This window comes from Streptomyces sp. NPDC002138 (assembly GCF_040296485.1).
Lineage (GTDB): Bacteria > Actinomycetota > Actinomycetes > Streptomycetales > Streptomycetaceae > Streptomyces.
Genome location: NZ_JBEOXE010000008.1, coordinates 1 through 26,995, shown reverse-complemented (window position 1 = coordinate 26,995; position 26,995 = coordinate 1). Strand labels below are relative to the sequence as shown.

Annotated in this window: 21 protein-coding genes and 1 pseudogene; 19 read left to right on the top strand and 3 right to left on the bottom strand. The window is 75.4% G+C overall.

What is annotated here, in order from left to right; translation table 11 throughout:
- Nucleotides 1–618 carry a cysteine hydrolase family protein gene (locus ABT084_RS07190; protein WP_351038959.1) on the top strand — a complete coding sequence of 206 codons (618 nt, stop codon included), beginning with the start codon at nt 1–3 and terminating at the stop codon, nt 616–618.
- Here ABT084_RS07190 and ABT084_RS07185 read toward each other — a convergent pair.
- Nucleotides 615–2,111: an immunity 49 family protein gene (locus ABT084_RS07185; RefSeq protein ID WP_351038958.1), complete on the bottom strand. Its 1,497-nt coding sequence runs from the start codon at nt 2,109–2,111 to the stop codon at nt 615–617. The two genes, ABT084_RS07190 and ABT084_RS07185, sit on opposite strands and share 4 nt — an antisense overlap.
- A 26-nt stretch (nt 2,112–2,137) precedes the next feature.
- Nucleotides 2,138–2,389, bottom strand: coding sequence for a hypothetical protein (locus tag ABT084_RS07180; protein WP_351038956.1), 252 nt, complete (start codon nt 2,387–2,389; stop codon nt 2,138–2,140).
- A 176-nt stretch (nt 2,390–2,565) separates the two neighbouring features.
- On the opposite strand from ABT084_RS07180, the gene ABT084_RS07175 reads away from it, so the two are divergent.
- Together ABT084_RS07175 and ABT084_RS07170 are read left to right on the top strand one after the other, a co-directional pair.
- Nucleotides 2,566–3,774 carry an RNA ligase gene (locus ABT084_RS07175; RefSeq protein WP_351038954.1) on the top strand — a complete coding sequence of 403 codons (1,209 nt, stop codon included), beginning with the start codon at nt 2,566–2,568 and terminating at the stop codon, nt 3,772–3,774.
- Between the two features lie 3 nt (nt 3,775–3,777).
- Nucleotides 3,778–4,692, top strand: a complete 915-nt coding sequence (locus tag ABT084_RS07170; RefSeq protein ID WP_351038952.1) for a phosphatase domain-containing protein — start codon at nt 3,778–3,780, stop codon at nt 4,690–4,692.
- A gap of 102 nt (nt 4,693–4,794) precedes the next feature.
- Here the strand turns inward: ABT084_RS07170 and ABT084_RS07165 are convergent, their stop codons facing one another.
- Entirely contained in the window at nt 4,795–5,691 is an 897-nt protein-coding gene (locus tag ABT084_RS07165; protein WP_351038950.1) for a hypothetical protein, read from the bottom strand.
- Nucleotides 5,692–5,806: 115 nt separating this feature from the next.
- Between ABT084_RS07165 and ABT084_RS07160 the strand changes: the two genes are divergently transcribed.
- The 16 genes and pseudogenes from ABT084_RS07160 to ABT084_RS07085 form a co-directional block, all read left to right on the top strand.
- Entirely contained in the window at nt 5,807–6,400 is a 594-nt protein-coding gene (locus tag ABT084_RS07160) for a Pvc16 family protein (protein WP_351038948.1), read from the top strand.
- Complete coding sequence (locus ABT084_RS07155) at nt 6,397–7,350, top strand: hypothetical protein (RefSeq protein WP_351038946.1); 954 nt, start codon at nt 6,397–6,399, stop codon at nt 7,348–7,350. Before ABT084_RS07160 ends, ABT084_RS07155 begins: the two co-directional genes overlap by 4 nt.
- The gene (locus tag ABT084_RS07150; RefSeq protein ID WP_351038944.1) at nt 7,335–9,209 is read left to right on the top strand and encodes a phage tail sheath family protein; all 1,875 of its coding nucleotides are present in this window, start codon (nt 7,335–7,337) and stop codon (nt 9,207–9,209) included. The genes ABT084_RS07155 and ABT084_RS07150 overlap by 16 nt, the downstream gene beginning before the upstream one ends.
- A 43-nt stretch (nt 9,210–9,252) precedes the next feature.
- Nucleotides 9,253–9,720 carry a phage tail protein gene (locus ABT084_RS07145; protein WP_351038942.1) on the top strand — a complete coding sequence of 156 codons (468 nt, stop codon included), beginning with the start codon at nt 9,253–9,255 and terminating at the stop codon, nt 9,718–9,720.
- Nucleotides 9,717–11,834, top strand: coding sequence for a phage tail sheath C-terminal domain-containing protein (locus tag ABT084_RS07140; protein ID WP_351038940.1), 2,118 nt, complete (start codon nt 9,717–9,719; stop codon nt 11,832–11,834). Before ABT084_RS07145 ends, ABT084_RS07140 begins: the two co-directional genes overlap by 4 nt.
- Before the next feature lie 3 nt (nt 11,835–11,837).
- Complete coding sequence (locus ABT084_RS07135) at nt 11,838–12,422, top strand: phage tail protein (protein WP_351038938.1); 585 nt, start codon at nt 11,838–11,840, stop codon at nt 12,420–12,422.
- Nucleotides 12,419–13,846, top strand: coding sequence for a CIS tube protein (locus ABT084_RS07130; protein WP_351038936.1), 1,428 nt, complete (start codon nt 12,419–12,421; stop codon nt 13,844–13,846). Before ABT084_RS07135 ends, ABT084_RS07130 begins: the two co-directional genes overlap by 4 nt.
- Nucleotides 13,843–14,019, top strand: a complete 177-nt coding sequence (locus tag ABT084_RS07125; RefSeq protein WP_351038934.1) for a hypothetical protein — start codon at nt 13,843–13,845, stop codon at nt 14,017–14,019. Before ABT084_RS07130 ends, ABT084_RS07125 begins: the two co-directional genes overlap by 4 nt.
- Entirely contained in the window at nt 14,012–15,097 is a 1,086-nt protein-coding gene (locus ABT084_RS07120; protein ID WP_351038932.1) for a phage late control D family protein, read from the top strand. The genes ABT084_RS07125 and ABT084_RS07120 overlap by 8 nt, the downstream gene beginning before the upstream one ends.
- Nucleotides 15,097–15,762: a phage baseplate assembly protein V gene (locus ABT084_RS07115; RefSeq protein WP_351038931.1), complete on the top strand. Its 666-nt coding sequence runs from the start codon at nt 15,097–15,099 to the stop codon at nt 15,760–15,762. Before ABT084_RS07120 ends, ABT084_RS07115 begins: the two co-directional genes overlap by 1 nt.
- Nucleotides 15,759–17,288, top strand: coding sequence for a hypothetical protein (locus ABT084_RS07110; RefSeq protein WP_351038929.1), 1,530 nt, complete (start codon nt 15,759–15,761; stop codon nt 17,286–17,288). The genes ABT084_RS07115 and ABT084_RS07110 overlap by 4 nt, the downstream gene beginning before the upstream one ends.
- Nucleotides 17,285–20,296 (top strand): hypothetical protein, encoded by a 3,012-nt coding sequence (locus tag ABT084_RS07105; protein ID WP_351038927.1) that lies wholly within the window; start codon nt 17,285–17,287, stop codon nt 20,294–20,296. The genes ABT084_RS07110 and ABT084_RS07105 overlap by 4 nt, the downstream gene beginning before the upstream one ends.
- Before the next feature lie 70 nt (nt 20,297–20,366).
- Nucleotides 20,367–20,849 (top strand): GPW/gp25 family protein, encoded by a 483-nt coding sequence (locus tag ABT084_RS07100; protein ID WP_351038925.1) that lies wholly within the window; start codon nt 20,367–20,369, stop codon nt 20,847–20,849.
- A gap of 19 nt (nt 20,850–20,868) precedes the next feature.
- On the top strand, nt 20,869–23,094 hold the full coding sequence (locus tag ABT084_RS07095) for a putative baseplate assembly protein (protein ID WP_351038923.1): 2,226 nt from the start codon (nt 20,869–20,871) through the stop codon (nt 23,092–23,094).
- Nucleotides 23,094–25,244, top strand: a complete 2,151-nt coding sequence (locus ABT084_RS07090) for a phage tail protein (protein WP_351038922.1) — start codon at nt 23,094–23,096, stop codon at nt 25,242–25,244. Before ABT084_RS07095 ends, ABT084_RS07090 begins: the two co-directional genes overlap by 1 nt.
- An 809-nt stretch (nt 25,245–26,053) precedes the next feature.
- Nucleotides 26,054–26,995, top strand: a pseudogene (locus ABT084_RS07085) (hypothetical protein); the annotation flags it as partial.

Here is a 26,995-nt window from a genome sequence, read left to right as displayed (position 1 = left end):
ATGACGAACACCAGCGCATTCGACGCCCCCCTCATCCTCGACCCCGACGCCGTCCTGATCGTGATCGACGTCCAGCAGGGCTTCGAGGACCACGCGTACTGGGGACGCCGGGACAACCCGGACGCCGAGAAGAACATGACCGCCCTCACCGACGCCTGGCAGTCCGCCGGCCGCCCGGTGGTCGTGGTCCAGCACGCCACCGCGGCCGCCCCGCTCCAGCCGGGCACGGCGGGGTACGAGCTGAAGCCCGCGGTCGCCGCCGTCCGGGCGGACCTGCACATCACCAAGACGGTCAACAGCGCCTTCTACGGCACCCCCGACCTGCACGCCTGGCTCACGGAGCGGGGCGCCCGGCAAGTGGTGATCATCGGCATCATGACGAACGTCTGCAACGAGACCACCGCCCGCATGGCGGGCAACCTCGGCTACGACGCGATCTTCCCGATCGACGCGATGCACACCTTCGACATGGCGGGCCCCGACGGCGACACCATCGCCGCCGAGGACCTCGCCCGCGCCACCGCGGCCGTCCTGCACCGCATGCGCTTCGCGAAGGTGGTCACCACCGAAGCCGTCCTGTCCGCGCAGACGGCCGCGCAGACGACCGCGCCGGTCTAGCCGTTCGGCCAGCCGACCAGGCCGGCCACCAGGTGCGGCGGCAGGTACGGCGAGACCACCGGCACCTCCCAGCCGGAGCGGCGGGCGTGGCAGGCCAGTGCCAGGACGTCCAGGTTGAGGAGGGCGTCGGGGTCGGAGCCGTTGTCGCCGACCCCGTAGTGGTCGCGGTGCGCCTCCAGCGCGTCCGCCAGGGCGAGCGCGAAGCCCTCCCGGTCCCCGGCCGTCAGCTGCGACAGCAACACCACGGGCGGCGAGAGGTAGTTGACGTCGCGCAACCGGAACGCCTCCGTCGCCGCACGCCGCAGCGCGGGCGAGGCGTCGGCCCCGCGCAGGTGGTCGTGCAGCGCCGTCGCGTACTCCCGGAGCACCGACGCACGGCCGCCGTGCGCGAAGGGATCGGGCCCGACCCGGACGCAGGCGGCCAGCAGCTCCCCTTCCCCCGCGATCATGGCCAGCGCCGTGGCCCGCAGCCACTGCCCCGGCCCCACCCGGTCCGGATGACCCCCCGCGGGCAGCGCGCGCGTCACGCCCCCCACGGTGACCTCCTGTTCGGTCCCGGACGCGGCCCCGGCCAGCACGAACGCCGCCGCCCCGGCCTCGGCCGCGAGCCGCAGCGCCGCACGCCCGCGCTCGCCGCCCACGCCCTCCGGATCACCCGCGAGCCGCTCCTGGCAGAGCCGGTACTGATCCTCCATCAGCCGCGTCAGCCGCGAAGCCAGCCGCGCGGGCTCCTGCCCGGGGTCGGCGAACTGCTCCGCGCCGCGGCCCAGGTACCTCTCGTACTCCGCGGGATCGCCGGCCGTCTCCCGCCGCGGCGGCCGCGGCCGGTCCACCACCAGCGGTCCGGCGGCCAGCTCCGCGACGGCGTCCGGCCGCTTGTCCGCGCCGAACGCCCGCACCCGGGGCACCGGCGGGGGGAAACCCGCGACCGCGGCCGCGGGCAGGTAGGCGGAGTCGACGCCGAGCTGCCAGCCGTTCCACCGCTGCGCCATCGCGGCGAGCGCGAGGGCGTCCAGCGGCAGCAGCGTGCGGGGACGGGGAGCGGCCATCCCCGCCTCGCGCTCGCGGTACTCCGTCAACTGCCCGGCCAACGCCTCGGTGAAGGCGGCCCGGTCGCCCGCCGCGAGGGCCCGCAGCGTCGCGAGCGCCGCCCGGTGGTGGGGCCGGTCGGTCCCCGGGCCCAGCTCACGGACCAGGCCGTCGATCACCGCACTGCGCCGCTCGTCGGACACCGGCCCCGGGGCGCCGTCCGCCTCCGCGGCCTCGATGTGCCCGTACACGAAGGCCAGCAGGGCGTGGACGAGCGCCACGTCGGCCCGGTCCTCCAGGCCCTTCCGGGAGACCGCCGCGTCGACGAACAGCAGCCCGTCCCGGTCGGTGTCACCCGCGACGAACGCCAGGAAGAAGGTGTCCAGCCAGTCGTGCGCGGGGACCTCGCGGCCCGAGTCCTCGCTGTCGTACACCACGCCGGTACCGGTGTACTCGATGAACACGTCCCCCACCCGCCGCGGCCGTGCGGTCAGGGCGAACGAGCCGACCGCCGCGGCGGCGGCCGACGCGAAGCCGTCTTGCAGTCCTTCCCGGCGAGCGCGGGATTCTCCACGGACCGGGCCCCCAGGTAGTCGAGGAAGGACTCGCAGATCATTTCCCAGCCGTACTCCGGGGACTCGTCGTGCTGCATCCGGTGGACGTCACCGGCCATCCGCTCGGCGAAATCCGCCACCGCGGCGGACAGCGCCGCCTCTCCCACCACATGGCGCTCGATGCGCACCCGGTACCTCCCGCGAACTCCCCGTCGGACGCCCTCATCCGATCTTGTACGCCCAGCATAGGGAGGGGGTCTGACACCGCGTCCGGCTCCGCCTCGCGCGGGTCCGCCCACCCTTAATCGTTACCGGTCAGAGGGTCGCCGGGGCAGACTGAGGGCTCGCAACCAGGAGGAATCCCATGAGCCAGGCGCCCCTGACTCTCAAAGAACTGATGCCGCCCGACGAGCTCGCGGCGGCCCTCGAGGCCGGTCACGTGACCCGCAAGGCCCACCCCGAGCTGCCGCTGTCGATCTACACCTACACGCGGACCTGCCAGTACGAACGGGTCTGGAACCGGGTCACGACCCGCTGCCGGGGACTGGTCGCCGACGACGCCACCGGCGAGATCGTCGCGCTGCCCCTGCCGAAGTTCTTCAACGTCGGCGAGCACACCAGCGGTCAGCCCTACGCGCCCGCCCTGCCGGACGAGCCGTTCGAGGTGTACGAGAAGGTCGACGGGAGCCTCGCGGTCGTCTTCCACTACGCGGGCGCGTGGCGGGTCGCCTCCAAGGGATCGTTCATCAGCGAACAGGCCACCTGGGCCCAGCGGCTCCTCGACACCAAGGACACCTCCGCGCTCACCCCGGGCGTGACCTACCTGGCCGAGGTCCTCTACCCGCAGAACCGGATCGTCGTCGACTACGGCGACCGCCGCGACCTGGTGCTGCTCGCCGCGATGGGCCGCGACGGCGCCGAACTGCCGCTCGCGCGCGCCGCGGAGGCCTGGCGGGGGATCGGGTCGGTCGTCACCGCGTGGCCCGCGATGCCGCTGGCCGAGCTGATCGCGCTGACCGAGTCCAGCACGCTGCCCGGCGGCGGAGCCGCGACCGGCACCGACGCCGAGGGCTACGTCCTGCGCTACGCCTCCGGTGTCCGGGTGAAGGCGAAGATCGCCGAATACGTACGGCTCCACAAGGTGCTGACGGGGGTCACCGAACGCGACATCTGGCGCGGCCACGGCATCCAGCGGTTCGCCGCGCTGCCCGCCGGGCAGGTCGCCCAGGGCCTCGGCTGCTCACTCGCCGAGGTGCGGGCCCACGGCGGCGCACCGCTCGACGCGCTCCTCGAACAGGTCCCGGATGAATTCGACAACTGGGTCCGCGAGAGGATCGCGGAGATGGAACGCGCCGCGGCCGACCGCGAACGCGCCATCGACGGTGCCTTCCGGGAGATCGCGCACCTCGGCGACGACCGGGGCGCCTTCGCCCGCGCCGCCCGTGCGCTGACCGACCCGGGCATCCGGGCCGCGATGTTCCTGCGGCTCGACGCGCGGCCGACCGACCTCGTCACCTGGCGGGCGGTGCGGCCGGAGGCGTCCGACCCGTTCACGACCGATGAGGAGAACTGACCAGTGCCTGTCGTACACGTCATGACGGGGCTGCCCGCGTCGGGCAAGACCACCGCCGCGCGCTCGCTCCAGGCGGAGTCCGGGGGCCGGATGCGCCGCGTCAACCTCGACGACCTGCGGACCATGCTCGACGTCCCCGGGCTGGACCGGGAGCGCTCGTTCGCGCACGAACGGACCGTCCTCGAGATCCAGGACGCCGCCGTACGGGCCGCGGTCAACGGCGGTTTCGACGTGGTCGTCGACAACACCCACCTGACGCAGCACATCCCCAAGCGGCTCAAGGCGGCCGTCGCGGGGCGCGCGACCTTCGTCGTCCACGACTTCACCGACGTGCCGGTCGAGGAGTGCGTACGCCGGGACGCCGAGCGGGAGCGGTCCGTCGGCGAGGAGATCATCCGGATCCTCGCGGAGAAGCACGCCAAGGCCACCAAGGGCGGCTGGCGGCTCACCGACGCCTGGCTGAACGACCAGCCGGCCGTGGAGCCCTATGTCGCCGACCCGGCCCTGCCGGCCGCGGTGATGTGCGACATCGACGGGACGCTCGCGCTGCGGGGCGACCGCGGACCGTACGACTTCTCGCGCTGCGGGACCGACCTCCTCAACCCGTCGGTCCGGCACGCCCTGACCGCCTTCCGGCGGGCCGACGGCGACACGATCGTGCTGCTGTCCGGGCGCAGCGAGGAACACCGGCCGCAGACCGAGGAATGGCTCGCGCGCCACGACGTGCCGTACGACGAGCTGTGGATGCGGGCCTCCGGTGACCACCGGCAGGACGACGTGGTCAAGGCCGAACTCTTCGACCGGCACGTGCGGAGCCGCTTCGCGGTCCGGGTCTCGCTGGACGACCGGGACCGCGTGGTCGCCATCTGGCGCCGGATGGGCCTGCCCACCTGGCAGGTCAACTACGGCGACTTCTGACCGGGCCGCCGGGCGGGTGGGCCGCCGCTTCTTCTCGGCACCCCGCAGTCTCCCGCCGCGCCCCCGACCGGGCGTGGCGGGGCGGCGGGGCGGCGGGAGGCCTCACACCGGGTCGGACTCCTCGCAGGGCTCCTCCTCCGCCCCCTCCCCGTGGCCCGGCGGACAGGGCGGGCACAGGTGGGCGTACACGGCCATGACCTCCTCCACCACCTGGTTCCGCTTGCGCACGCACGCCGCCTTCCGGGACTCCTCCTTGCACACCAGCTCGGCCCGCGCCCCCTCCAGAACGGCGATGGCCTGCCACCCCTTGAGCACGCACAGCAACACCTTGCACAGGCACCGCACATAGGCCGTGACGGTCGCGAATCCCCGCCAGGCGTCCTGGACGCGGCGCCGCAGCACCAGCAGCCGCGCGTACAGCCGGACGACGTCCTTGCCCACGACCGGGTCGGCGGCGTCGGCGAGCAGCTGGGCCGCGTCCGTGCGGATCTTCGCGGCCCGGGCCGGCAGCTCCGTCAGCTCCGCGTCCAGGGAGACGAAGCACGCCGTGTCCTTGGCGACCTCCGCCGTGTACCGGGCGATCCGCGCCGACAGGGCGGCGACCGTGTCGTCGTCCCCCACGCCGTCGTCGAACGCGCAGTCGCACTCACCCGCACAGCAGCCCCCGTCGTCCGAGCACTCATCGATCTCCTCGAACACCTCGTCGACGGCCTCGCGAAGACAGTGCCGCTGCTCGGGCGTGATCCGGCATCGGATCTGCTCGCGGACCCGGTCGAGGACCTCGCCCGCCACGTCCAGATCGGCCTGCGCGGTGTGCCGGGCCGCGGCGTACTCCCCGCGCGCGGCATTGAACTTCTCCTGGAACTCCCGCAGCTGCGGCAGGTGTTCCTGAGTGACCTCGGCCCGGCGCTGGATCCCCTTCGCGCCGCACGCGAGATCGTCGATGGCGCCGAGGTCACAGTCGGTGCCGGCCGGCCGGGGGTGCGAGGTGCTGCTCATGAGGGCTCTCCTTCTCGAAGGGGCGGGCGCACCGAGTGTGGGCGGGCGGGTGTCACCGGTCCGTCGCCCGCGCCCCGCAACGCCCGCGTGACGGGGCGGGCCGCAGCATCGGCCCATGGCTGGATACCGGGCACTCGCCGCCGTGGGGCGCAGCGTCGTCACGCTGCTCAACGCGGGCTTCGGCGCGGAGATCACCTCGGGGCGCCGCCCGGAGGCGGTCCTCGCCGGCCCCGTCGACTTCGACCGGGTGGGCACCCCGGACGCGGTCATCCGCCGCCCCGCCGTGTCCGTGTACTGCTACCGGCTGAGCGTCGACCACGACACCCGCCCGGCGTGGGCGGCCCTGGCCGCGCAGGACGGACTGCCGCGGCTGCCCCTGCGGATGCACCTGCTCATCGCGGCCTGGGACGAGTTCGTGGAGTCCGAGCTGGAGTGGCTCGGGCTGAGCGTGCGGATCCTGCAGAGTGCGGGACCCCTCACCGGCCCCCTGCTGGACCCGACCGGCGGCTGGCTGCCGGGGGACTCCGTCCAGCTCGTCCCCGACGACCTGGCGATGGAATCGATGAGCGAGGCCTTCCAGGCGATGACCACCGACTACCGGCTCTCCCTGCCCTACCTCGCCAAGGTCGTGCGCATCGACGGCCGCCGCTTCGCGGTCCCCGGCGAGGTCACCACGGTCGCCGCCGCCACCTCGGAGCTGCCCCGATGAGCGCCGCCACGGGACCGGACGCGCGGGGCGCGGACCCCGGCCGCCGGCTCACCGCCGCCCCCGGGACGGCGGGCGTACTGCACCGGCTCGCCCTCGCGGTCCGCCCGCTCGACGCCCACACGCGGGCTCCGGCCGGCCCCGGGCTGCGCGTCGGCTGGGAATCCGGCCGGGTCCCCGGCCGCCGCACAGGCCAGGACGGCCGCGTCCGCTCCCTGGAGCGCCACGAACCGGCCGGATTCGTGCTGCGGTACGGAGTCTCGGGCACCCCGGGCGAGGTCGGCGCCGCCGTGAGCGTGCGGATCGACGATCCGGCCCGGCGCTGGATCCCGCGGCGCTTCGCCGTACCCCTGTGGACCCGCGCCGAGCTGGCCGACGCCGACGCGACTCCGCCCACCGCCCCCCATGTCCGCGCCGACGCCCGGCTGTTGCTGCCCTGGATGGTCCCCGGGCCCGCCTACCCCCTCCCGCAGGGGATGACGGGCATCCGGCTGCGCGTCACCCGCCCCGGGCCCTCGCCCACACCCGTGCGGTGGCCCCGGGTCGAGGCGTTCGGTCCTGGCGGGGTGCTCGTCGGCTGGGCCCACGGTGACGAGCACGGCCAGGTGCTGCTGCTGATCGGCGGGGACGCGCCGCTGCCCTTCCCGCCGCCGCCCCGGTTCGACGTGGCGCTGCGCACCCACGCCCCGGACGCCGGGCCGCCGCCACCCCCCGGGTCCGATCCGCTCGCCGGCCTGGTGGCCGAGGCCGTCGTGCGCAGCGTCTCCCCGCCCCGCCCCCAGGACCTCGACAACGACGTCCTGCGCGGCCTCGCCCCGCCGCCCGGATACCGCACCTGCGCCACGGACACCGTCCGCACGCTCACCGTCGGGCAGGTGGTCCCCGCCGGCGACCTGCCGCACACCACCGACCCACCCGTGACCGAGGAGAGCCGTACATGCCCGAGTACCTGACCCCCGGCGTCTACGTCGAGGAGACCAGCTTCCGCTCCCGGTCCATCGAGGGCGTACCCACCAGCACCTTCGGCATGGCCGGGCGCACCGCCTACGGCCCCGTGCCCTACAGCCTGCCCGACGGGGGGCCCACGGTCCTGCCCGCACCGACCCTGGTCACCAGCTACACCGAGTACGAACGGGCCTTCGGCGGCCTGACCATCGGCGAAGAGGACTGCCAACTCGCCCTCGCCGCCCGCGCGTTCTTCGCCAACGGCGGGCGGCGGCTCTACGTCTCCAGGGTCTTCTCCTTCACCGGGACGGCGGGCACGCCCCCCGTCATCGACGTCCCCCGGAACTTCGCCTCCGCCCCCGTCCCCGCCCAGGGCGCCCCCCTCGTCCGCTGGCGGGCCCGCTGGCCCGGCTCGGCGGGCTCCAGGATCAGCGTCGCCGTGAGCTTCCGGCGCGGCAAGAACATCCTCGTCCCCCGTACGGGCGCGCTGCCCCGGCTCACCGGGGTCCAGCCCGGCGCCGCCGTCGAGGTCGCCCCGCTCGCCGGGGGCGAGGCACCGGCCCTGCCCGACGCCACGCCGCCCGTCCCGGCGAACGTCCGGATCGTGGCCCGCCGCGCCGACGGGGAGCTGGGCTACCTCGGCGCGCAGGGCGCCTTCGAGCCGGTCGTGGCCGGCACGGCCGCCTTCCACCTCACCCTCGCCGTCACCGTCCGCTCGGGCGGCGACCGCGTCGACGTGTACAACGAGCTGGAGCTGGACGACAGCCACCCGCGCGCGCTGGCCCGGGTCCTCCAGGCGGCCGACCCGGCCGACGAGTTCGCGCTGGTCTGGCTGGAGAACGTACCGCCCGCGACCGGCACGCCGACCGTGACCGCGGGCGCCCGGCTCACCGCGCTGCTCACCCCCGCACAGGGCCTCTACCTCACCGGCGGCGGCGACGGGGACCCGCTCAAGGCCGCGGACCTCGGCGGCCGGGACGCCAATCCGGACAGCCTCACCGACCCCGCCCGGGGCCTCGGCGCCCTCGCCGAGATCGACGACATCGCCATCGTCGCCGCCCCCGACACCGTCACCCTCGGCCCGCCCGAGCAGAAGGCCGCCGTGGACCTCCTCATCGGCCACTGCGAGCGGCTGCGCTACCGGATGGCGGTCATCGACCCGCCCCGGGACAGCTCGATCTCCGAAGTGCGCCGCTTCCGGGCCCAGTTCGACAGCAAGTACGCCGCCCTCTACTACCCGTGGGTCCGCATCACCGACCCGGGTCGCCGCCTCGACCCCGGCTCCCCGGCGGCGATCCTGGACGTGCCGCCCTCGGGCTACGTCGCCGGGATCTACGCCCGCAGCGACACCGAACGCGGGGTGCACAAGGCCCCGGCCAACGAAGTCCTCCTCGGCATCAACGACTTCACCACGAACGTCACCTACGACCGCCAGGCCGTGCTCAACCCCGAGGGCATCAACGCCCTGCGCTTCTTCGAGGGCCGGGCCCGCCGCGTCTGGGGCGCCCGGACCATGAGCTCGGATCCCGAGTGGAAGTACGTGAACGTCCGCAGGCTCTTCATCTATCTGGAGCACTCGATCGACAAGTCGACCCAGTGGGCGGTGTTCGAGCCGAACAACGAGCGGCTGTGGGCATCGGTCCGCCAGTCGGTCGAGGACTTCCTCATCGCCACCTGGCGGACCGGCGCCCTCTTGGGCAGCAAGCCCGAGGACGCGTTCTTCGTCCGCTGCGACCGCACCACCATGACGCAGAACGACCTGGACAACGGGCGGCTCGTCTGCCTGATCGGTGTGGCCCCCACCTACCCCGCCGAGTTCGTCGTGTTCCGCATCGGACAGTTCACGGCCGACGCGCAGCGCGCCTGACCGCGCCCCGCCACCAGCCGCAGGAAGACTTGGAGACAGACCCATGGCCACGCGCACCAACCCCTACGGAGCCTTCAACTTCCTCGTCCAGCTCGGCAATACGAGCGCGGGCATCGAGGGGGACATCGGCGGCGGCTTCTCCGATTTCAGCGGAGCGGGCAACGAGGTGAAGTTCTCCGAATACCGCAACGGGAACGACCAGTTCAACCATGTCCGGAAGATCGCCAACACCAACACCACGGACGACATCACCCTCAAGCGCGGGATCATCGGAGACCTGCGCCTGTTCCAGTGGATCTCCGACACCCGCAGCGGCCTCTACCGCCCCCTCACGGTCATCGTCACGCTCAACGACGAGGGACACACCTCGGTCTGTTCCTGGCGGCTGAACTTCGCCCAGCCCAAGAAGTGGGTCGGCCCCACCCTCCAGGGCAAGGGCGGGGGCGAGGTCGCCATGGAGGAACTGCACCTCGTCGCCGAATCCATCGACTTCCTGTCGACGTCCTCGTGACCCCCGCCGGACCGCGGCTCGGCGCGCCCGGCGTCTACCGGGAGGCCCGTCGGCCGCCCCCCGCCTTCGGCCCGGTGCGCCTGGACATCGCCGGGTTCGTCGGGGTGGCCCCGCGCGGGCCCGTCGACACCCCCGTCGCCCTTGACCGCTGGACGGACTACCTGGACCGGTTCGGCGGCTTCGAGGGCCCGGGCCTGCTGCCCTACGCGGTACGGGCGTTCTTCGCCCAGGGCGGAGTCCGCGCCCACGTGCTGCGCGTGGCCCCCCTCCCGCGGGCCCCGCACCCCGCCGCCCTGGAGGCCCACGCCGTGCACCGGACCCGGCTCGGCTCCGGCCCGGGGGCGGCCGGGGGCCCGGCGGAAGCCGCCGAGGTGGACCTGCGGGCCCGCGACGAAGGCGGCTGGGGAGGGGCGCTGTCCGTCCGGTGGGAGTTCACCGGCGCCGGGCCCTTCGCGGCCACCGTGACCGGCCGGGAGCTGACCCTGCCCGAGGCCCGGATACCGCCGTCCGGCACGGTCCTGCGGCTGCGGGGCGCCGGACTGCCCCCCGCCGGAGGCTTCTTCCACATCACCGGGTTCACGGAGGCCGGCTCCGGGGCGGGTGCGGGTGCGGGGTCGGGTGTGGGTTCGGGTTCGGGTTCGGGTGTGGGTGCCGGTCCGGTGGACGGTCCGGCCGCATGGGGACCGCCGCGTCCGGTCGCCGTCCTGGACCGGCCGGCCGCCACCGGCCCCGGTGGCCGGACCGTCACCCTGGCCGTGGACGCCGAACCCGTCGCTGTGACGGTCACCGTCACCGACGGCGACCCGGAGCGCCCCCGCCAGGAGCGGTTCGCCGGGCTCGGGCTCGGGCCCGGCCACCCCCGCTCCGCGGGCGCCGTACTGGCCGCCGAATCCCTCCTCGTCACCCCGGACGGGACCTGGCCCGAGGTCCTGCTGCCCCCCGACGGCAGGCTCGGCTCCGCCCTGTCCCGGCCCGTCCGCCCCGGCTTCGACCGCTACACGGGAATCGGTCCCGGCAGTTTCCAGGGCCCCGGCCCCGTCGACCTGCTGCCCGTGGGCGGCAGCGAGAGCGCCGAGGACTCCGCCGCCGAGGGTTCCGGAGCCGCCGGCACCGGCCCGGGCACGGCCCCGGCCGTCGGCATGGACCGGATGGCGCTGGTCACCGAGGTCGCGCTGCTCGCCGTACCCGACCTGCTGTGGGAACACAGCGAGGCGCGCGAGAGCACCGAACTCCCCGCCCCGACGCCGCCCGGCCCGGTCTTCGCCCCCTGTCCGCCCCCGCCGGTGGCGCTGACCTCCCGTCCCGCGGCCGCCCGCGCGTTCCTCCTGGACAGCGCCGCGCACCTCCCCGAGATCCTGCGCCGCCAGCAGCGGCTCGTCGCCCTCGCCGAGCGGCAGCGGCGTTTCGTCGCCCTGCTCGACGTACCGCCCCGGCTCTCCGTCCGCGCCGTCGCCCGCTGGCGCGCCGCGTTCGACAGCTCCTACGCCGCTGCCCACCACCCGTGGCTCGGCGTGATGCCCCCCGACGACCCCCGGCGCGGCGCCGTCCTCGTCCCGCCCTGCGGCTTCGCCGCCGGCATCATCGCCGAGCGCGAGCGGCGCCTCGGCCTGCCCTGGGGCCCCGCCAACGAGCTGGCCGTCCAGGCCGTCACCGCCGCGCAGCGGCTCGACGGGGCCGACCACGACGAGCTGCACCTGCTCGGCATCGACGTCTTCCAGGCCGAGCGGGACGGCTTCCGGCTCGCCTCCGCCCGTACGCTCTCCAGCGATCCCGACTACGGCCAGCTCGGCGTGCGCCGCCTGATGACCATGCTGCGGCTCGTCCTCGACCGGCAGGCCCAGCCCCTGGCCTTCGAACCCCACTCGGGCGAACTGCGCGCCGCGCTGCGCGGAAGCGTCGTCCAGCTGCTGCGCGGACTGCACCGCGCCGGGGCGTTCGCGGGCGAGCGCGAGGAGGAGTCCTTCTTCGTGCACTGCGACGAACGCCTCAACCCGGCCTGGTCCCAAGGGCTCGGGAGGCTGGTCGCCGAGATCGGGGTCGCTCCCGCGCAGCCCCTGGAGTACCTCGTCCTGCGGATCGCCCAGGACGGCGACGGCGCCGTGACGGTGGGGTGAGCCGTGCCCGAACTCGTCCAGACCTTCCGGTTCCGCGTCCGGCTCACCCGCAGCGCCGCCCCGGGCCCCACCGACCTGCCCCCGCCCGTCCTCGCGCACGTCACCCACGGCGCCCCGGCGGCCGCCGTCGCCCCGCGGGGCGGCGAGCCGGGACCCGGCGCCCCGGCCCCCGAACGGCTCGGCGACGGCGGGTTCCAGGAATGCGCCGGGCTCGGCCTGGAGGCCGACCTCCGCGAATACCCGCAGGGCGGGGCGAACGACGAGGTGGTGCGCCGGGTCGGCCGGGTCCGGCTCCAGCCGCTCGTCCTCAAACGCGGCATGCTCCTGGCCACACCGGGCGGCAGCGCCGACACCAGTCTGTGGGACTGGCTCCAGGGCATGGTCGGCGGTGGACCGCCGCCCGTCCGCTACGACGGGGACGTCGAGGTGCTCGACCCCACCGGGCAACGGGTGGTGGCCCGCTGGACCTTCTCGCGGGGACTGCCGCTGAAGATCATCGGCCCCTCGCTGAACGCGAAGACGGGAGAGATCGCCATGGAAGAACTCCACATCGCCCACGAGGGCCTGCGCCTGGAGCGCACCACGTGAGCGGCCTCGCCCAGGCCACCCTCCAGCGCTTGGCGCGCGGCGGCTCCGGAGGCAAGGACCAGCCGCCCGCGGTCGTGACCGCCGGCCCCGCCGTCGCCGTCCAGTTCAACCCCACCACCCTGCGCATCAGCCGCAACAACACCGTCGACCGGGGCGGCGCGACCACCCGGGCCCAGCAGCGCCAGCACCCCGCGATGGAGGGCTCCACCCTCACCTTCGACCTGGAGTTCGACACCTCCGAGCAGCGCTCCGGCGGTCAGTACGTCGACGTGCGCCGCTGGACCGCGCTGGTGCGCCAGTACGCCGAACCGCCCCCGGAACAGCCCGCGGACCCGCCGCCCGTCGTCCGCTTCGTCTGGGGAACCCTCCGCTACAACGGCATCGTCACCCAGGTCAACGAGGAGCTCGACCACTTCGCCCCGGACGGCACCCCGCTGCGCGCCAAGGTCGGCGTCACCCTCGTCGAGCAGAACTTCGCCTACGAGGCCCACGCCGAGGGACCGGGTACGCGCGACGCGCGCACCGCCACCGAACCCGGCGCCCCGCGCGGCGGCGCCGCCCCCGGCACCTCGGGCACCGCCCGGCCCGACCGGGTGGAGCGGGCGCGGGAGGGGGAATCGGCGCAGCAGCTGCTGTCCCGGCTCGGCCTGGACCCGGCCGGGTGGCGCGGCGCGATGAGCGGGCTGGACAGCCCGCTGACCCTGGCGGCGGGGGCCGCCGTACAGCTGGGCGCCGAGGTGTCGGCACCGGCCGCCGGGGCGGGGCCCTGGACGGCGGGCTTCGCGGGCGGAGCCGCGGCCACCTCCGTCGAGGGGCTCGCCGGGGCGCTGGGCCTGGGGGCGGGCCTGGGCGTGGGCCTGGGCGCGGGCGTGAGCACCGGCCCCGGCGGCGGTCCGGGAGCGGGCGGCGGTCCGGACGGCGGGGGCCGCGTCGTCGCCGGGTACGGCGGAGCGGCGGATCCGCTCGCCGCGGGATTCGCGCTCTCGGCCGGGGGCGGTATCGCCGCGTCGGCGGCCGTGGTCACCGGGGCCGCGGTGGACCGTGCCACCGCCCGGGCCCGGGCTGCCTTCGAAGTACCGCCCGCCGCCGCGTCGGTGGCGTTCCCCGGGGGGCCGGGCGGCGCTCCGTCCGGCCCCGCGTCCGGCCGGGCCGCCCTCGACCGGCGCTCGCTCGGCTACGGCCGGGGCGTGCCGCTGCGGGCGCGCGCCGACCCCGGCACCCTCGCCGAGGTGGAGGCGGGTGGCGGCCGTGGCCTCGCCGATCGGGCCCGGCGTCAGGAGGTCCCCGCGCCCGACCCCGGCGCCGCCCCCTGGGAACGGCTCCCGCCCGACCCGCCCGGCCGCACCGCCGCCGACTGTGAGCAACGCCGCCGTGACGCGGGCCCCCGCACCCTGAGGTGGACACCGCGAGGAGGCCCACCATGAGCGTGTACATCGGAGAACTGCACACCGACGTCGTGCCCGCCGCCGGGCAGGGTCCGGCCACCCCTGCCCCCGGCGCCGCGGACCCGCACGCGGCCGCCGACCGCCACCGCGAGGCCTGCGAGCGCGCCGCCTGGCTCGCGGCCCGGACGGCCGCCGAGGCCTTCGATGACTGAGCCGGTGGTGGCGGCCGTCTCGCCCGTCTTCGAAGTCGGCGGAGCGCTCGTCAAGGACCTCGCGCGGGACTGCGTACACCTCGACGTGGCGGAGGGGACCGAAGGCCTGCGCACCCTGCGGGCGCACTTCCTGGCCGTCGGCGCCGGAGCCAAGGGGCCGCAGGACCGGCTGTTGCACCTCGACGGGAGCACCATCGGCCTCGGCAGCGCCCTCAAGGTCGCCCTCGGCCCCACCGCCCGCATGCGCCACGTCTTCGACGGAGTGGTCTCCGCCATCGAGCTCGTCCTCGGCGACGGCGAACCACCCCAGGTCCTCGTGCACGCCGAAGACGCGCTCATGCGCCTGCGGATGACCCGCCGCCTGCGCACGTACCGCGAGGTCACCGACGCCGGACTCGCCGAGGCCGTCGCCGCCGAACACGGGCTCGGCGCCGATGCCGATGCCCCCGGCCCCCGCTACGACCTGGTCCAGCAGCTCAACCAGAGCGACCTGGCGTTCCTGCGCGAGCGGGCCCGGCTGATCCAGGCCGAGCTGTGGGCCAGCGGCCGTACGCTGCACTTCCGCCCCCGGGGCAGCCGCGGCACCGGCGCCCAGACCCTGGTCTACGGCAGCGAGCTGCTCTCCGTCCGGCTCGTCGCCGACCTCGCCCACCAGCGCGGTGAGATCGTCGTCACCGGTTACGACGCAGATCGCGCCGAGGGCATCGACGAGCGGGCCGGACCCGAGACGGTGGAGGCCGAGACGGCCGCCGGCCGCACCGGCGCCCGGCTCCTGGCCCAGACCCTCGGCCCCTCCACCAGCCTGCGCGTCCGCGAGAGCGCCCTCACCAGCGAGGAGGCAGCAGCCTGGGCCCGCGCCGAAATGCTGCGCCGCGGCCGTCGGTTCGTCACCGTCGCGGGGACCACCCACGGCAGCCCGGACCTGGTCGTCGGCGGCCGGCTCACCCTGCGCTCCGTCGGCGCGCCCTTCGAGGGGGAGGGGTACCACGTCACCCGGATCCGGCACGCCTTCGATCCGGTGCACGGCTTCCGCACCCGCTTCGACGCCGAACGCTCCTCCCTGAACGAGGTGGTGTGATGACCCTGCCCGCGCCGGCGGACGGCTCCGTCCCCGGATATTTCGGCGTCTACCCCGCCTTCGTCACCGACATCGTCGACGAGAAGCGGCTCGGCCGCGTCGAGGTGCGCTTCCCCTGGATGGGCACTGAGGGCGAGCGCGATGTCCGGGCGTGGGCCACCCTGTGCTCGCCGTACGCCGACGACGAACAGGGCCTGCTGGTGCTCCCCGAGGTCGACAGCCAGGTCGTCGTCGCCTTCGAGGGCGGCAACCCGCGCCGCCCCTACGTCCTCGGGGCCGCCTGGAACGGCCGGGCGGCCCTGCCGCACGAGCCGGAGCGGGCCAACCACCTGCGCCAGCTGCGCTCGCGGCAGGACAGCAGGCTCCAGTTCGACGACACCCCCGGCGCGGCCAAGGTCCGGATCACCATGGCCTCCGGCCACGAGGTCACCCTCGACGACGCCGCCCGGCAGATCACCATCCGGCACGGCGGCGGGTGCGTCATCCGGCTGACGGACGGCACCGTGGAGATCGAGGCCGGCTCCACCCTCGAGATCACCGCGCCCGTCGTCCACGTCACCGCCGCACACTCCGTCTTCAGCGGCACCGTCCAGGTCGGCACCCTCATCGTCGACCAGGGGATCATCTCGCCCGCCTACACGCCCGGCGCCGGGAACATCTGGTGAGCCCCGCCGAGCACGGCTTCCGGGTCCTCGCCCCCTGGTATGTGTGCGAGCGCGGCGGCTTCGACCGCTTCGACCCCAGGGCCCTGGCCCCGGCCCTCCAGAAGTACGATTCCGCCGGCTTCGTCCCGAGGCTCCTCGTCGACCCGAGGGCTTCTCTGCGCTTCGACCCGGCCGAGGACGTCTGGTCGTACCCCGTGCCCGTCGCACTCGGCGACCGGGGGCCCGGGCGGGCCCGGTTCGCCACGCACCAACTGGTGCGCACGGGGCTCCGCAAGCTCTACCAGCCCAGCCACGACCGGTTCTACGCCGTCGTGATCGAGCTGTTCTGCGACCGGCCCGGGCTGCCCCGGCCGCAGTCCTCGGAAGGGCTGGACGTCGGCTTCGTGCTGCGCCGCCGCCGGATGGAGCTGACCGCGCCACCGCAGGTACTGCGCCGACTCGCGGGCCGCCTCACGCAGGAGCTGCTCGGCGCGGAGCGCGCGGCCGCGGGCGTGCCGATGTCGGAGGCGCGGGACGTCCTGCGGGCGGACCTCACGCGGACCCGGTTCGAGGGGGACAACCGCGAACTGCTCGACCAGGTGGGCCTGGAGGCCCACACCGAGGCCTGGATGGCCGGCCCGGCCGGAGGACAGTGGCGTCCTCTCGGCGCGGCCGCGCCCCCGGGCCGCCCGGCCGACCGGGAGCAGGAGTTCCCGATGTGGCGGCTGCCGCCCCGTTCCGGGGACTGCCCGGACCGGCCGCCGCCCCCCGCGCGCTCCCTCTGGTTCGGCCTGGTGCCCGTCTCCTCCGGTGACCACGACGACCTCGGCGCCCCCAAGCTCGACGCGCAGTCCGTCTATGAACTGGCCTGCTTCGTACGCCGTCCCGCGCGCCCCGGGCACGAGCGGTGCCCGGTGGTCACCTCATGGAGCGAGCCGACCGAGGGCTTCCGGCTGGCCGCCTTCTACGATCCGGAGGGCACCAAGAACCGGAAGGTCTCCCTGACCCTGCCGGATCTGCGGGCCGTCGCCGCCCGCGCGGGAGCCCCGCCCGGTTCCGGGGGAGTGGCCGTCACCAGCCCGCCCGGCTCGCAGCTGGCCTTCGACCCCGGCGGCGGCACCCCGAGCGGCGGTTCCGTGGGCGGTACCACGGCCCGTACCTGCACCTTCGCCCTCGAGATCTTCATGATCGTGGCGTTCTTCCTCTTCAGTATGTTCCTGCCGATCGTGGTGTTCCTCTTCCAGCTGTGGTGGCTGCTCGCCCTGCGCTTCTGCCTGCCCCCGTCCGTGGAGGCGATCGCCGCCCTCAAGGCCTACTTCGCGGGCGGCGGAACGCTGTCGGCCATGGGGGCGGAGGAACGGGCCGAGCTGGACGTCCTCCTGGGCACACCGGGCGCCGCCGCCCGGCTCCAGGACCCGGGCAGCGGATTCGCCGACGAGGACGGGGACGACCTCCTCGACGCCCTGCTCCCGCCACCGCCCGGACCCGTACCCCGGCCCGAGCCGGAGACCTCCCCACCGGACCCGCTGTGCGGGAGCGGGGCATGAGCGCGCGGGCCGCTCCGGTGCCGGTGCCCGGGACCGGGCCCGGCCGGGAGCCGGTGCCCGTGCCCGTGCCCGTTCCCGCGCGGCCGGTTCCGGTGCCCGGCGCGGCCCCGGCGTCCGCGGGCGCCGTATCCGGTGGGCCGCTCGCGGATGAACTGGCCCTCCAGGGCGGCGCGGAACTCACCGCGACCCCCGCGATCGCCGCCCACCTCGACGCCCGGGGAGCGGAGGGAGGCCCCGTCCGGGTCCGCCTCGGCCAGGTCGCCGCGGGCACCCTGCACCTGCGCCGGACGGCGTCGAACGGCCTGACCACCGGCCCGGGTGACGCCTTCCAGGCCGTCCCGCTCCTCCACCCCCTGTTCCACCCGCTGCGCGCCGAGGGCATCGAGCCCGTCCTCGCGCTCCGCGTCCACGACGGGGTCCTGGAGGGGCACGCCTCCGCCGTGGTCGAGGGCCGGCTGCTCACCGGCGGCCGCGCGCTGCTCGACCTCATGGAGCAACACCCCCGGGCGCTCGGCTGGGTGGGCCTGGGCGGCCTGCGGCTGCCCGGCGTCGAGAACGAACTGCGCGGCACGACCCTGGTGGTGGGCGCCGCCGGGATGTCCTTCACCCTCGGCGGTTTCCTCAGCGCCACCGGCGCCTTCGGCCTCGCGAACGAGGTGGTCACCTTCGACGCGGTCGCGCGCGGGGCCGTGGCCGGGCTGGGCGCGGTGGAGGTTCCGCTGCGGCGCGGTCCGGACGGTGCCCTGAGCGGGAGCGCGCACGCCGACGTACTGCTGCGCGGGTTCACCGGCCAGGTGACGGCGGCGTTCGGGGCGGGCGTCGTCGACGTGCGGGGGACCGTGCGGTATGCGAACGAGAAGTTCGACGGCGAGATCACCCTGGTCGCCACCGACGCGAAAACGGCGCGGCAGCTGACGGACAGCAGGCTGCCGGACCGGGCGAAGGCGGCGGCGGGGCCGCTGGACGCCGGGGCCGCCCCGGGCGCGCTCGCGCCCGCTCCCGCGGCGGAGGCCGTACCCGCCCCGGCCGCCCTGCCGGGTCCCCGGGTGATCGCGGGCTGGGGCACCCTCCATGTCCGGCTCGCCGACTGGCTGTCCGGCGAGGCCCTCGTGATCGTCGACCACCACGGCGACGTCACCGTGGTCGGCAAGATCAGCCCGCGGATGGACAAACCCCTCTTCGAGGAACGGCACGTCCAGAAGCGGCTCGCCCGGTTCGAGGTCCGCGCGGCCTACGGAGTGCCCCTCGTCGGCAATGTCTTCCTCTTCGCCAACATCGGCCTCGAGGCCCTCGCCGTCCTCGGCCCGGCCACCCTCGACCACATCGAACTGACCGGCACCTGGTCGACCAAGCCCGAGGTGCTGCGCGATTTCGGGCTGACCGCCACCCTCAACGTCTCCGCCTTCGCGGGGCTCCGGCTCACGGCCGAGGGCGGCGCCGGAGCCACGCTCGTCGGCCATGACATCAAGGCGGGCCTCGCGCTGAGCGCACTCGCGGGCGTCCGCGGCTATGTGGAGGCCACGCCCCGGATCGGCTATCGCGAGGTCGCGGATCCCCGGGCGGGCAAGCACGGCGAGTTCTTCCTCGCCGGTCATCTGGAGATCGCCGCGCAGCCGTTCCTGGGCCTCGGCGGTGAACTCTTCGTCGAGCTGGACAGCCCGTGGTGGTCCCCGGTGCCGGACCACCGCTGGAACTGGCCGGTGTTCCAGCGGGAGTACCCGCTGCCCGGGCAGTTCGGGATCGGGGCGGATGTGGAACACGTCGTGGGATCGGGGAAGGTCCCCGACGTGACCTTCGGCGAGGTGAGCTTCGATCCCGACCGGTTCCTGTCGGACCTCGTCGACGACCGGCTGCCCGCGAAGGCGTCCAAAGACGAGCCGAAGCGGGGTGTGTGGACCGAGCCGGGGGCGGCGCCGCCACCCGCGGCGCGCGCCGGCGGGGCGGCTGGGATACCGCCCGTCGGCGCAAAGCCGGGCTCGGGTCGGCTGCCGGGCCGGGCGCCGGGTGCGGTGAAACCGGGTGCGGCGACGCAGGGCGCGGCGAAAGGGGGTGGTGCGACCGAAGCCGTGGTGCCCGCGCCCGCCGTCCAGGCACGCTGGCTCACCGGCCTGAAGGCACTGGGCGCTCTCGCCGAGCGGTCCCACCGCGACCCGTACGACGCGCGCGAGCTGCGGGCCGCGCTGGCCGGTCTCAAGAAGACCCACGGGTTCACCGCACTGGAAGCCGAACTGCGCGGCGGCGCATGGCAGATCACGGCCTCGATGAACCCCACGACCCGCGACACCCCGCTCATCGAGGCCGACACCACCGCCAAGCCGGTCGCGGAGGTGGCCGTCCCCGGCGATCAGGAGGCGTACGCCCATCTGCTGGCCCTGAAGCAGCGCATGCTTGCCGTGGGGGCCATGAAGGTGGGGCAGGGCAGTACCCCCGTGGAACGCGCGATCCTGCGGGAGGAGTATCCCGGCCTGGACCCCGCCGAGGTCACCCGGGGGATGGTCCTCGCGCACATCAAGGAACTGGCGGCCCGGGAGGCCAATGAGAAGCAGGTGAACATCGCCAACGCGGAGACGGCACGGAAATGGGCGGAGCGTTCGGGGCAGAAGTCCGAGACGGTCTACGACACTTTGAAGACAACCACGGTGCGCGACAGGGACCGGGACTGGATCTACCGCCGGGCCAACGGCAAGGACGAGTACGGCGAGAACCCCATCCCGCGCGGTTCCTGGAGCCTGGACCACGTGGTCGCGCGGAAGGAGTTCGCCGACCTTCCGGACGTCGCCCGGCTGCGGCACGAGGAGCGGGTGGAGCTGGTGCACCAGCGGGCGAACCTGCGCATGCAGGCGAAGCAGCCCAACAGCGCCCGCCAGGAGGTGCCCTGGCCCCAGTTCAGGGGGGCCGGCAAGTGGTATCCGCCCGAGGCCGTCAACCGGGCGGTGAGCTGGTACCACGAGGTCAAGGCGCTCCTGCTGGGGCAGATCGCGCGGATCCTGGGCAATCGCCCGCGATGAGCCCCGTTTCCACGGTCCGCGCGCCACACCGGAAACGTTGTGGTGACGCTCCGTGCGGAGCATGGAGCACATGGCAGCAGCAGACGCCCTCACCCACGCCCCCGGCGGCTACGGACCGGGAGCCCCACCCGCGGACGACACCTGGACCGGGACCGGGGTCCGGTTCCCCTTGCGCCCGCTCCCGGCGGGCGCGGGGGGCAGCGGGCCGGCGGCCGACGGCCGTCCCGGAGCCCCCGCCTGGCTGAGCGGGACGGCCGTGATCCGGCAGTCGATCGAGACGATCCTCGACACCGAGCCCGGCGAGCGCGTCATGCGGCCCACCTTCGGATGCGGGCTGCGCCGCCACCTGATGGCACCGAACACCCCCGCCACCCGCACCGCGATCGGCGCGGAGATCGGCGAGGCGCTCACCCGCTGGGAGCCGCGGATCAGGGTCACCGAGGTCGCCGTGACCCCGGGGGAGGAACCGACGATGGTGTGGATCGACATCGCCTACATACGCCTGCTGGACCTGCGCCCGGACAATCTCGTCTACCCCTTCTACCTGCGGTAGAGGGCGAGGTGACCGCGCCATGCCACTGATCGGTCCCATCCTCGACGACCGCACCTTCGAGCAGCTCCGGGACGAGCTGGTCAAGCGGATCCCGGTCTACGCCCCCGAGTGGACCGACCACAACGCGGGCGACCCCGGTATCGCCCTGCTCGAACTCTTCGCGCACCTCGGCGAGTCCCTGCTCTTCCGCTTCAACCAGATCCCCGACGCCACCAAGGTCGCGTTCCTGCGGCTGCTCGGCGTCCGGCCCCGGCCCGCCCTGATCGCCCGTACCCTGCTGGTCCTCGACACCGAACGGCCCGAGGGCGTCCAGGTGTTGCGGGGCACCGAGGCCCGCGCGGGCGCGGTCCCCTTCGAGACCGACGGCGAGGTGGTGGCCTGGCCGCTGGAGGTCCTCGCGGTCGGGAAGACCGCCGCCCCGGCCCCGCCCGCCGACGACCCGGCCCGCGCCGTCGGCGAGAAGCGGCGGCGGCAGAATGCGGTGGAGGCCCTGCCGTCCGCCGAGCGGGACCGGGTCTGTGCCGGAGCGCCCGTCGCCTTCTACGTCACCACCGCGGTGCCCGCCGATCCGCTGGGCGACGGGCCGCCACCGCTCGATGTCGCCGCCACCGTCGACCGATGCCTGTGGATCGCGCTGCTCGCCAAGCGCACCGCCGACCCCCGCCTGCTGCGCGGCCGGAGCATCTTCCTGGGCTTCCTGCCCGACGAGGAACTGCCGCGGCCCTACGACCTGGTGGCCGCCGCCCCCGGCGAGCCGACCCGGCTGCGCCCGGCCGACCTGCTCTCGGCCCCACCCGGATTCCTCTGCGAACTGTGGAACGGCCCCGCGAGCCCGGCCGCCTTCACCCCCCTCGACGTCCTGGCGGACACCACCCGCGGCCTGACCGCCCGGGGCGTGGTCTCCCTCGTCCTGCCCGGGACGTTCCCCCCGCACGCCCCGGGCGCCGCGGGCACCGGAGGAGCGAACAGCCCGCCGCCGCTCGACGACGAGAAGACCGCCGCCCGTGTCGTGGGCTGGCTCCGGGTCCGCCGTCCGGCCGGGGAGAACGACGCGATCCACCGCATCCGCTGGGTAGGGATCAACGCGGTGGGAGCCGTGCAGGCCCGTACCGCCACACCCGAACTCCTCGGTACCGGAACGGCCGACGCGGGCCAGGCCTTCCGCCTCACCCAGCGCCCCGTGGTCGCGGGCAGCGTGCGCCTCGAGGTCGAGGAGGCCGACGGATGGCGGCCCTGGACCGAAGCCGAGTCCTTCGCCACCAGCAGCCCCTTCGACCGCCACTACACCCTGGACGCCGAAGCGGGCATCGTCCGCTTCGGCACCCGCGGCAGGCTGCCCCGCATCGGCGAGCGGATCCGCGTGCTCTCCTACCGTTACGGCGGTGGTTCCGCGGGGAATGTGGCGGCCGGAGCGGTCGGCTCCCTCACCGCGGTGGCCGGGGTGAAGGTCACCAACCCGCTGCCGGCGAGCGGGGGCGCCGATCCGGCCTCCCTCGCCGACGCCCTGGACGCCCTGCCCGCCGAGGTGCACCGCCGCGACCGGGCCGTCACCGCCGAGGACTTCCGGGCGCTGGCACTCGAGGTCCCCGGGGTCCGGCGCGCCGAACCGCTGCCGCTGCTGCACCCCGACACGCCCGGCCAGCCCGCCGCCGGTGTCCTCAGCGTGCTCGTCTTCCCGGCCGAGGACCAACGGGATCCGGGCGCGCCGCTGCCCGACCTCGCGCTGCTGCGCCAGGTGGCGGCCTACCTCGATCCGCGCCGCCTGATCACCACCGAGCTGTATGTCATCCCGCCCACCTACGTCGACATCGCCGTCTCCGTCGGGATCCGCACCCGGGAGGGCTACCAGGGCGATGCGGTGCGCCGCTGGGTGGAGCTGATCCTGCGCCAGTACCTCGCCCCGCTCCCGCCGTACGGGCCGGAGGGCGGCGGCTGGCCGCTGGGCCGGGCGGTGCGGCGGGCGGAACTGGAGGCCGTGGCCGCCCAGGTGGAGGGGCTCGAGTACATCGAGGACGAACTGCTCCTGGCCCGCCGTACCGGGACCGGTACCAGGAGCGGGACGGGGGCGGACAGCGCCGTGTGGACGCCGATGCCGCTCGTACCGCTGCGGCCGTGGGAGGTCCCCCGGCTCGCCGAGATCACCGTGGTCACCGGCAGCCCCCTGCCCGCGGGAGGCGGATACGGCACTCCGCCCCCACCGCCCGGAGACCCCGTCGTCGTCCCCCTGCCCCCGGAGGTGTGCTGATGTACGCGGACCGGACGCTCAGCGTGCTCGCCGACCCGGACCAGTGGGCGCGCTGCGCCCACGAGGCCACCGCCCTGCTGGACGAGGGCGGGGTCTGCCTGGCCTGGGAGCCCGAACCGGAACGGGGACCCGGCCCCGCCGGGCACGGGCCCGCAGGGCTCGCCTTCGACCGGTGGGGCCGCGCCTACCGCTCGTACCCGAGGACGGGCCGGGTCGAGCTCCTCCCCGCCGGCGGCACCGGCACCGCGGCCTCGTCGCCCGGCGGCCCGCACCCTCCGCCCGGCGTCCTGTGCGTCCCGCGAGGACTCGCCGTCGACACCGCGCAGCGGCTGTATGTCGCCGAATCCGGCGCGGGCGCCGTCCAGGTCGTCGACCTGTGGGCCGAGCGGCCGCTGCGCCGGGTCCCGGTCCGCGCCGCGGCCCATCCGCACCGGCGGCCGCTCGACCTCACCGCCCACTGCGGCGCCGTGGTCGCGCTGCTGACCCGGCCCGCCGGGCTCGTGGTCCTCCGGGGCCGTCGCGACCCCCGGCCCGGCCCCGCGCTGCACCGCCCGGCCGGAGCCGAGGGCCTGCGCCCGACCCGGATCGCCGACCACGCCGGGCAGCTCCATGTCCTGTGGACCGGACCGGCCGGGGGCCGCGCCGTGATCGCCCGGGCGGACGGTACCCGTCCGCTCGCCGTATCCGACGCCGTCGACCTCGACTTCACCGCGGACGGCACGCTGGTGGTGGGCCGCGGACCGGGCCGCCCGTTCCGGCTCTTCCGCCCCGACGGAACCTCCTGGGCCGAGACCGAACCCCTGCGCGCCCCCGGTTTCGACGGCGGCGCCCTGACCGTGGCACCCGACGGCCGGATCGCCTTCACCACCGCCACCGGAATCGGCCGTACCGCCGGGCCCGCGGCCCGCTACGCGCCCACCGGCAGGGTGGTCTGCTACCGGCTGGACGCCGGTGAATACCGCACCCGCTGGGGGCGGATGTTCCTGGATGCCTGCGTCCCGCCCGGCACCGACCTGCGGATCAGCTGCCTCACCAGCGACGAGGACACCGTCCCCGATCCGCTTCCCCCGGCACCACCGGTCCGGGGCGCGCGGATCGTGCGCCACCCCGAGCTGACGCCGCCGCTGCCCTCGCGGGACCTGCTCGCCGCCCGGCTCCCCGACCCCGCGCCGCTTTTCCGCCGCCCGACCGGCCGCGAATGGCCCTGGGCTCAGATCGCCCCCGACGACGGGTACGACACGTACGAGGCGCCCGTCCTGGCCCCACCCGGCCGGTACCTGTGGATCGTGCTCCGGCTGACGGGCACCCTCCGGCTCACCCCGCGCGTGCGGGGGCTCCGGGTGGAGCGGCCCGGCCACCGGCTGCCGGGCCACCTCCCGCGGGCCTGGACCCGGGACGAGGGCGACGCGGCGTTCCTCCAGCGTTTCCTCGCCCCCGCCGAAGGGCTGCTGCACGAGCTGGACGGCCGGGCCGCCGAGCGCACCCTGCTGCTCGACCCGGACTCCACTCCCCAGGAGGCCCTCGGCTGGCTGGCGGGCCTGCTGGGCCTCGTCCTCGACCGGCGCTGGCCCGTCCCCGCCCGGCGCGCGCTGCTCGCCCAGGCCTACGACCTGTTCCGGATCCGGGGCAGCGTGGCCTGCCTCGAACGCATCCTGCGGCTCTATCTCCCGCTGCCGATCAGCGTGGTGGAGAGCTGGAGGCTGCGGGGGCTCGGCGGTGCCGTGCTCGGCGCCGGACCCGGCGGTCCTCCCGCGCCCGCCGTCGGTGGAGCGGCGAGCACGTCGGGAGCGCTCGGCCGCTTCACGATCGGCGGTACCCGTCCCGGTGAGGACGGGTACACGGCCACCGCGCACCGGTTCAGTGTGCTGATCCCCGCCGACCTCGGCAGCGAACAGCTGGAGGTGGTCCGGGCCGTCGTCGAGGCCCACAAACCGGCCCACACGCTGGTGGACATCTGCCTCCTGGGCGCGGGCATGCGGATCGGCCGACGGCTCCACCTGGGGCTGACCTCGGTCGTCGGCCCCGGAGCGGCCTGGGGCCCCGCCGTCCTCGGCAGCGTCCGACTCGGCGACGACGGCATCGTAGGCGTCCCCGCCACCGGCTCCCGCATCGGCGAAACCGCCATCACCGGGGCGGTGAGGGTCGGATGACCGCCTTCGGCGTGCCGGGCCGTGGGGCATCGGGCGCGGTTGGGTTCGGTGCCTCAGCCGTGCCTGCTGGTCGCGGTGACCCTGCCGTGTCGGGTGTGTCCGGCGCGCCCGCCGTCGCGTCCGGCGGGCTTGGAGTGCCCGGCCTGTCCGGCGCGCCTGCCGTCTTGGGTGCGTCTGCCGTGTCCGGCAGGCTTGTTGTCCCCGGGCCGCTCGCGGCCCCGGGCTGGGCCGCCGCCCCCGGTTCTCGGGCTGCCTCCGGCCCCCTGGGGGCCTTCGCGGCGGGTGCCGCCCCCACCGTCCCCCGTGGGCCATCCGCTCCCATGGCCCGCGAGGCGATGGCCGCTCCCGCGGCTCCTGCCGCTGCCGTGGTTCCGGCGGTTCCCGCCGGCCCGGCCCCTCCGGCGGCGGCTCCGACGGTTCCTGCCGCCCTCGCCGCTCCCGGCGCCGCGGCATCCGATGCTCCCCTCGCTCGCTGTGCGTCCGGCGCCTCTGCCGTGCCCGCAGGCCCTGGAGGGGCTGCCTCCGGTGCTGGTGCCCCTGGCGTCTCCTCGGACCCCGCCCCCGCCGCCGGGGTGGTCGCCGCGCCCGCCCGGGCTCCCGTGCCGGTGGTCTCCAGCGCGCACCCCGTGGTCTCAGGCCCGCCCACGGAGGGCGGCGCCGTCGTGGCCGCCGCCGCTTTCAGGGGTTCGGCGCACTCGGACGAACCCGGGGCCGCGTCCTCGCCGGGGCTCGCCGTTGATCGGCTGTCGGTCACGCTGAGGGCGGACGGGGATCGGTCGTCGGCCGGGTACGGGCGGGTGCGGGGTGCCTTGCGGGAGGCTCTCGGGGGAGCGCTCGAAGCGGCGCTGCGGGGGCTGGAGTTGCCCCCCGGGCGGTGGTGTCTGCCCCGGCTCGACCTGGTCGTCGCCCTCGACCTCGGGCGTTCCGACCCCGCCCTCGGGCGGAGCTGGGCCGAGGCGGTCGCCGCCGGGATCGAAGCGACGGTCCGGGCGGGGCGGCCCGGAACCCTGGTGCACTACCGGCACGACGGGGAGCTGCTCGCCGACGTCGTGGCCGGTCTCGCCTCCGGCCGGACCGACCGGCTGTGGGCCTGGCTCCAGACCGGCGTCCTGCGGTCCGGGGACCCCTCCCCGCTGGCCTCGCCCGGCGCCGCGATCCTGGCCGCCCTGGACCGCCACCCCCGGCAGATCCCCGCCGCGCTGCCGCGCGCCGCCGAGCAGTGCGGGGTCGCCGCCCTGGACCGGGCCCTGGGCAGCTCGGGCTGGCAGCGGCTGGCCGCGCGGCTCGCCCCGGACGCGGCCTGGACCGCTCCCCCCGCGGCGGCGACCACCCCCGGTGCACCACCCCCGCAGGCAGCCCGCGTCCTCGCGGCCACCTTGGTCGCCGGATCACCACTGGCGGCCCTGATCACGGCGTCCCGGCTGCGCCCCACCGCCCCGGTCTGCGCCGCGTGGGCCGTGCTGATCGTCGCGGACACCGCCCCCGCGCTCCTGCGGCGCCCCCCGCCCGCCGGGCTGCCGCAGTTGCTCGCCGGGCACCTGCGGTTGCCGGGCGGCGCGTCGGCGGAGCGGCGCGGCACCGATCTCCGCCCCCCGGACCCGGGCATCCGGCCCACCCCGGCCCCGGACGCTGCCACCACCGTGCCCACCGCCGCGCCGCCCGGCGTGGACGTGGGGCGCCCGGGGAGCGGCGCTCCCGACCAGAGGGCCGACGCATCCACGATGTCGGTGACCTTCTGCACCCCGTTGGCC

Excerpts from the sequence above, each read along its gene's own strand:
- ABT084_RS07145 (WP_351038942.1), top strand. The coding sequence starts at position 9,253 with ATGGCCACGCGCACCAACCCCTACGGAGCCTTCAACTTCCTCGTCCAG.
- ABT084_RS07095 (WP_351038923.1), top strand. The coding sequence starts at position 20,869 with ATGCCACTGATCGGTCCCATCCTCGACGACCGCACCTTCGAGCAGCTC.
- ABT084_RS07120 (WP_351038932.1), top strand. The coding sequence starts at position 14,012 with ATGACTGAGCCGGTGGTGGCGGCCGTCTCGCCCGTCTTCGAAGTCGGC.
- ABT084_RS07090 (WP_351038922.1), top strand. The coding sequence starts at position 23,094 with ATGTACGCGGACCGGACGCTCAGCGTGCTCGCCGACCCGGACCAGTGG.
- ABT084_RS07190 (WP_351038959.1), top strand. The coding sequence starts at position 1 with ATGACGAACACCAGCGCATTCGACGCCCCCCTCATCCTCGACCCCGAC.
- ABT084_RS07100 (WP_351038925.1), top strand. The coding sequence starts at position 20,367 with ATGGCAGCAGCAGACGCCCTCACCCACGCCCCCGGCGGCTACGGACCG.
- ABT084_RS07160 (WP_351038948.1), top strand. The coding sequence starts at position 5,807 with ATGGCTGGATACCGGGCACTCGCCGCCGTGGGGCGCAGCGTCGTCACG.
- ABT084_RS07150 (WP_351038944.1), top strand. The coding sequence starts at position 7,335 with ATGCCCGAGTACCTGACCCCCGGCGTCTACGTCGAGGAGACCAGCTTC.
- ABT084_RS07165 (WP_351038950.1), bottom strand. The coding sequence starts at position 5,691 with ATGAGCAGCACCTCGCACCCCCGGCCGGCCGGCACCGACTGTGACCTC.
- ABT084_RS07105 (WP_351038927.1), top strand. The coding sequence starts at position 17,285 with ATGAGCGCGCGGGCCGCTCCGGTGCCGGTGCCCGGGACCGGGCCCGGC.
- ABT084_RS07125 (WP_351038934.1), top strand. The coding sequence starts at position 13,843 with ATGAGCGTGTACATCGGAGAACTGCACACCGACGTCGTGCCCGCCGCC.
- ABT084_RS07155 (WP_351038946.1), top strand. The coding sequence starts at position 6,397 with ATGAGCGCCGCCACGGGACCGGACGCGCGGGGCGCGGACCCCGGCCGC.
- ABT084_RS07115 (WP_351038931.1), top strand. The coding sequence starts at position 15,097 with ATGACCCTGCCCGCGCCGGCGGACGGCTCCGTCCCCGGATATTTCGGC.
- ABT084_RS07175 (WP_351038954.1), top strand. The coding sequence starts at position 2,566 with ATGAGCCAGGCGCCCCTGACTCTCAAAGAACTGATGCCGCCCGACGAG.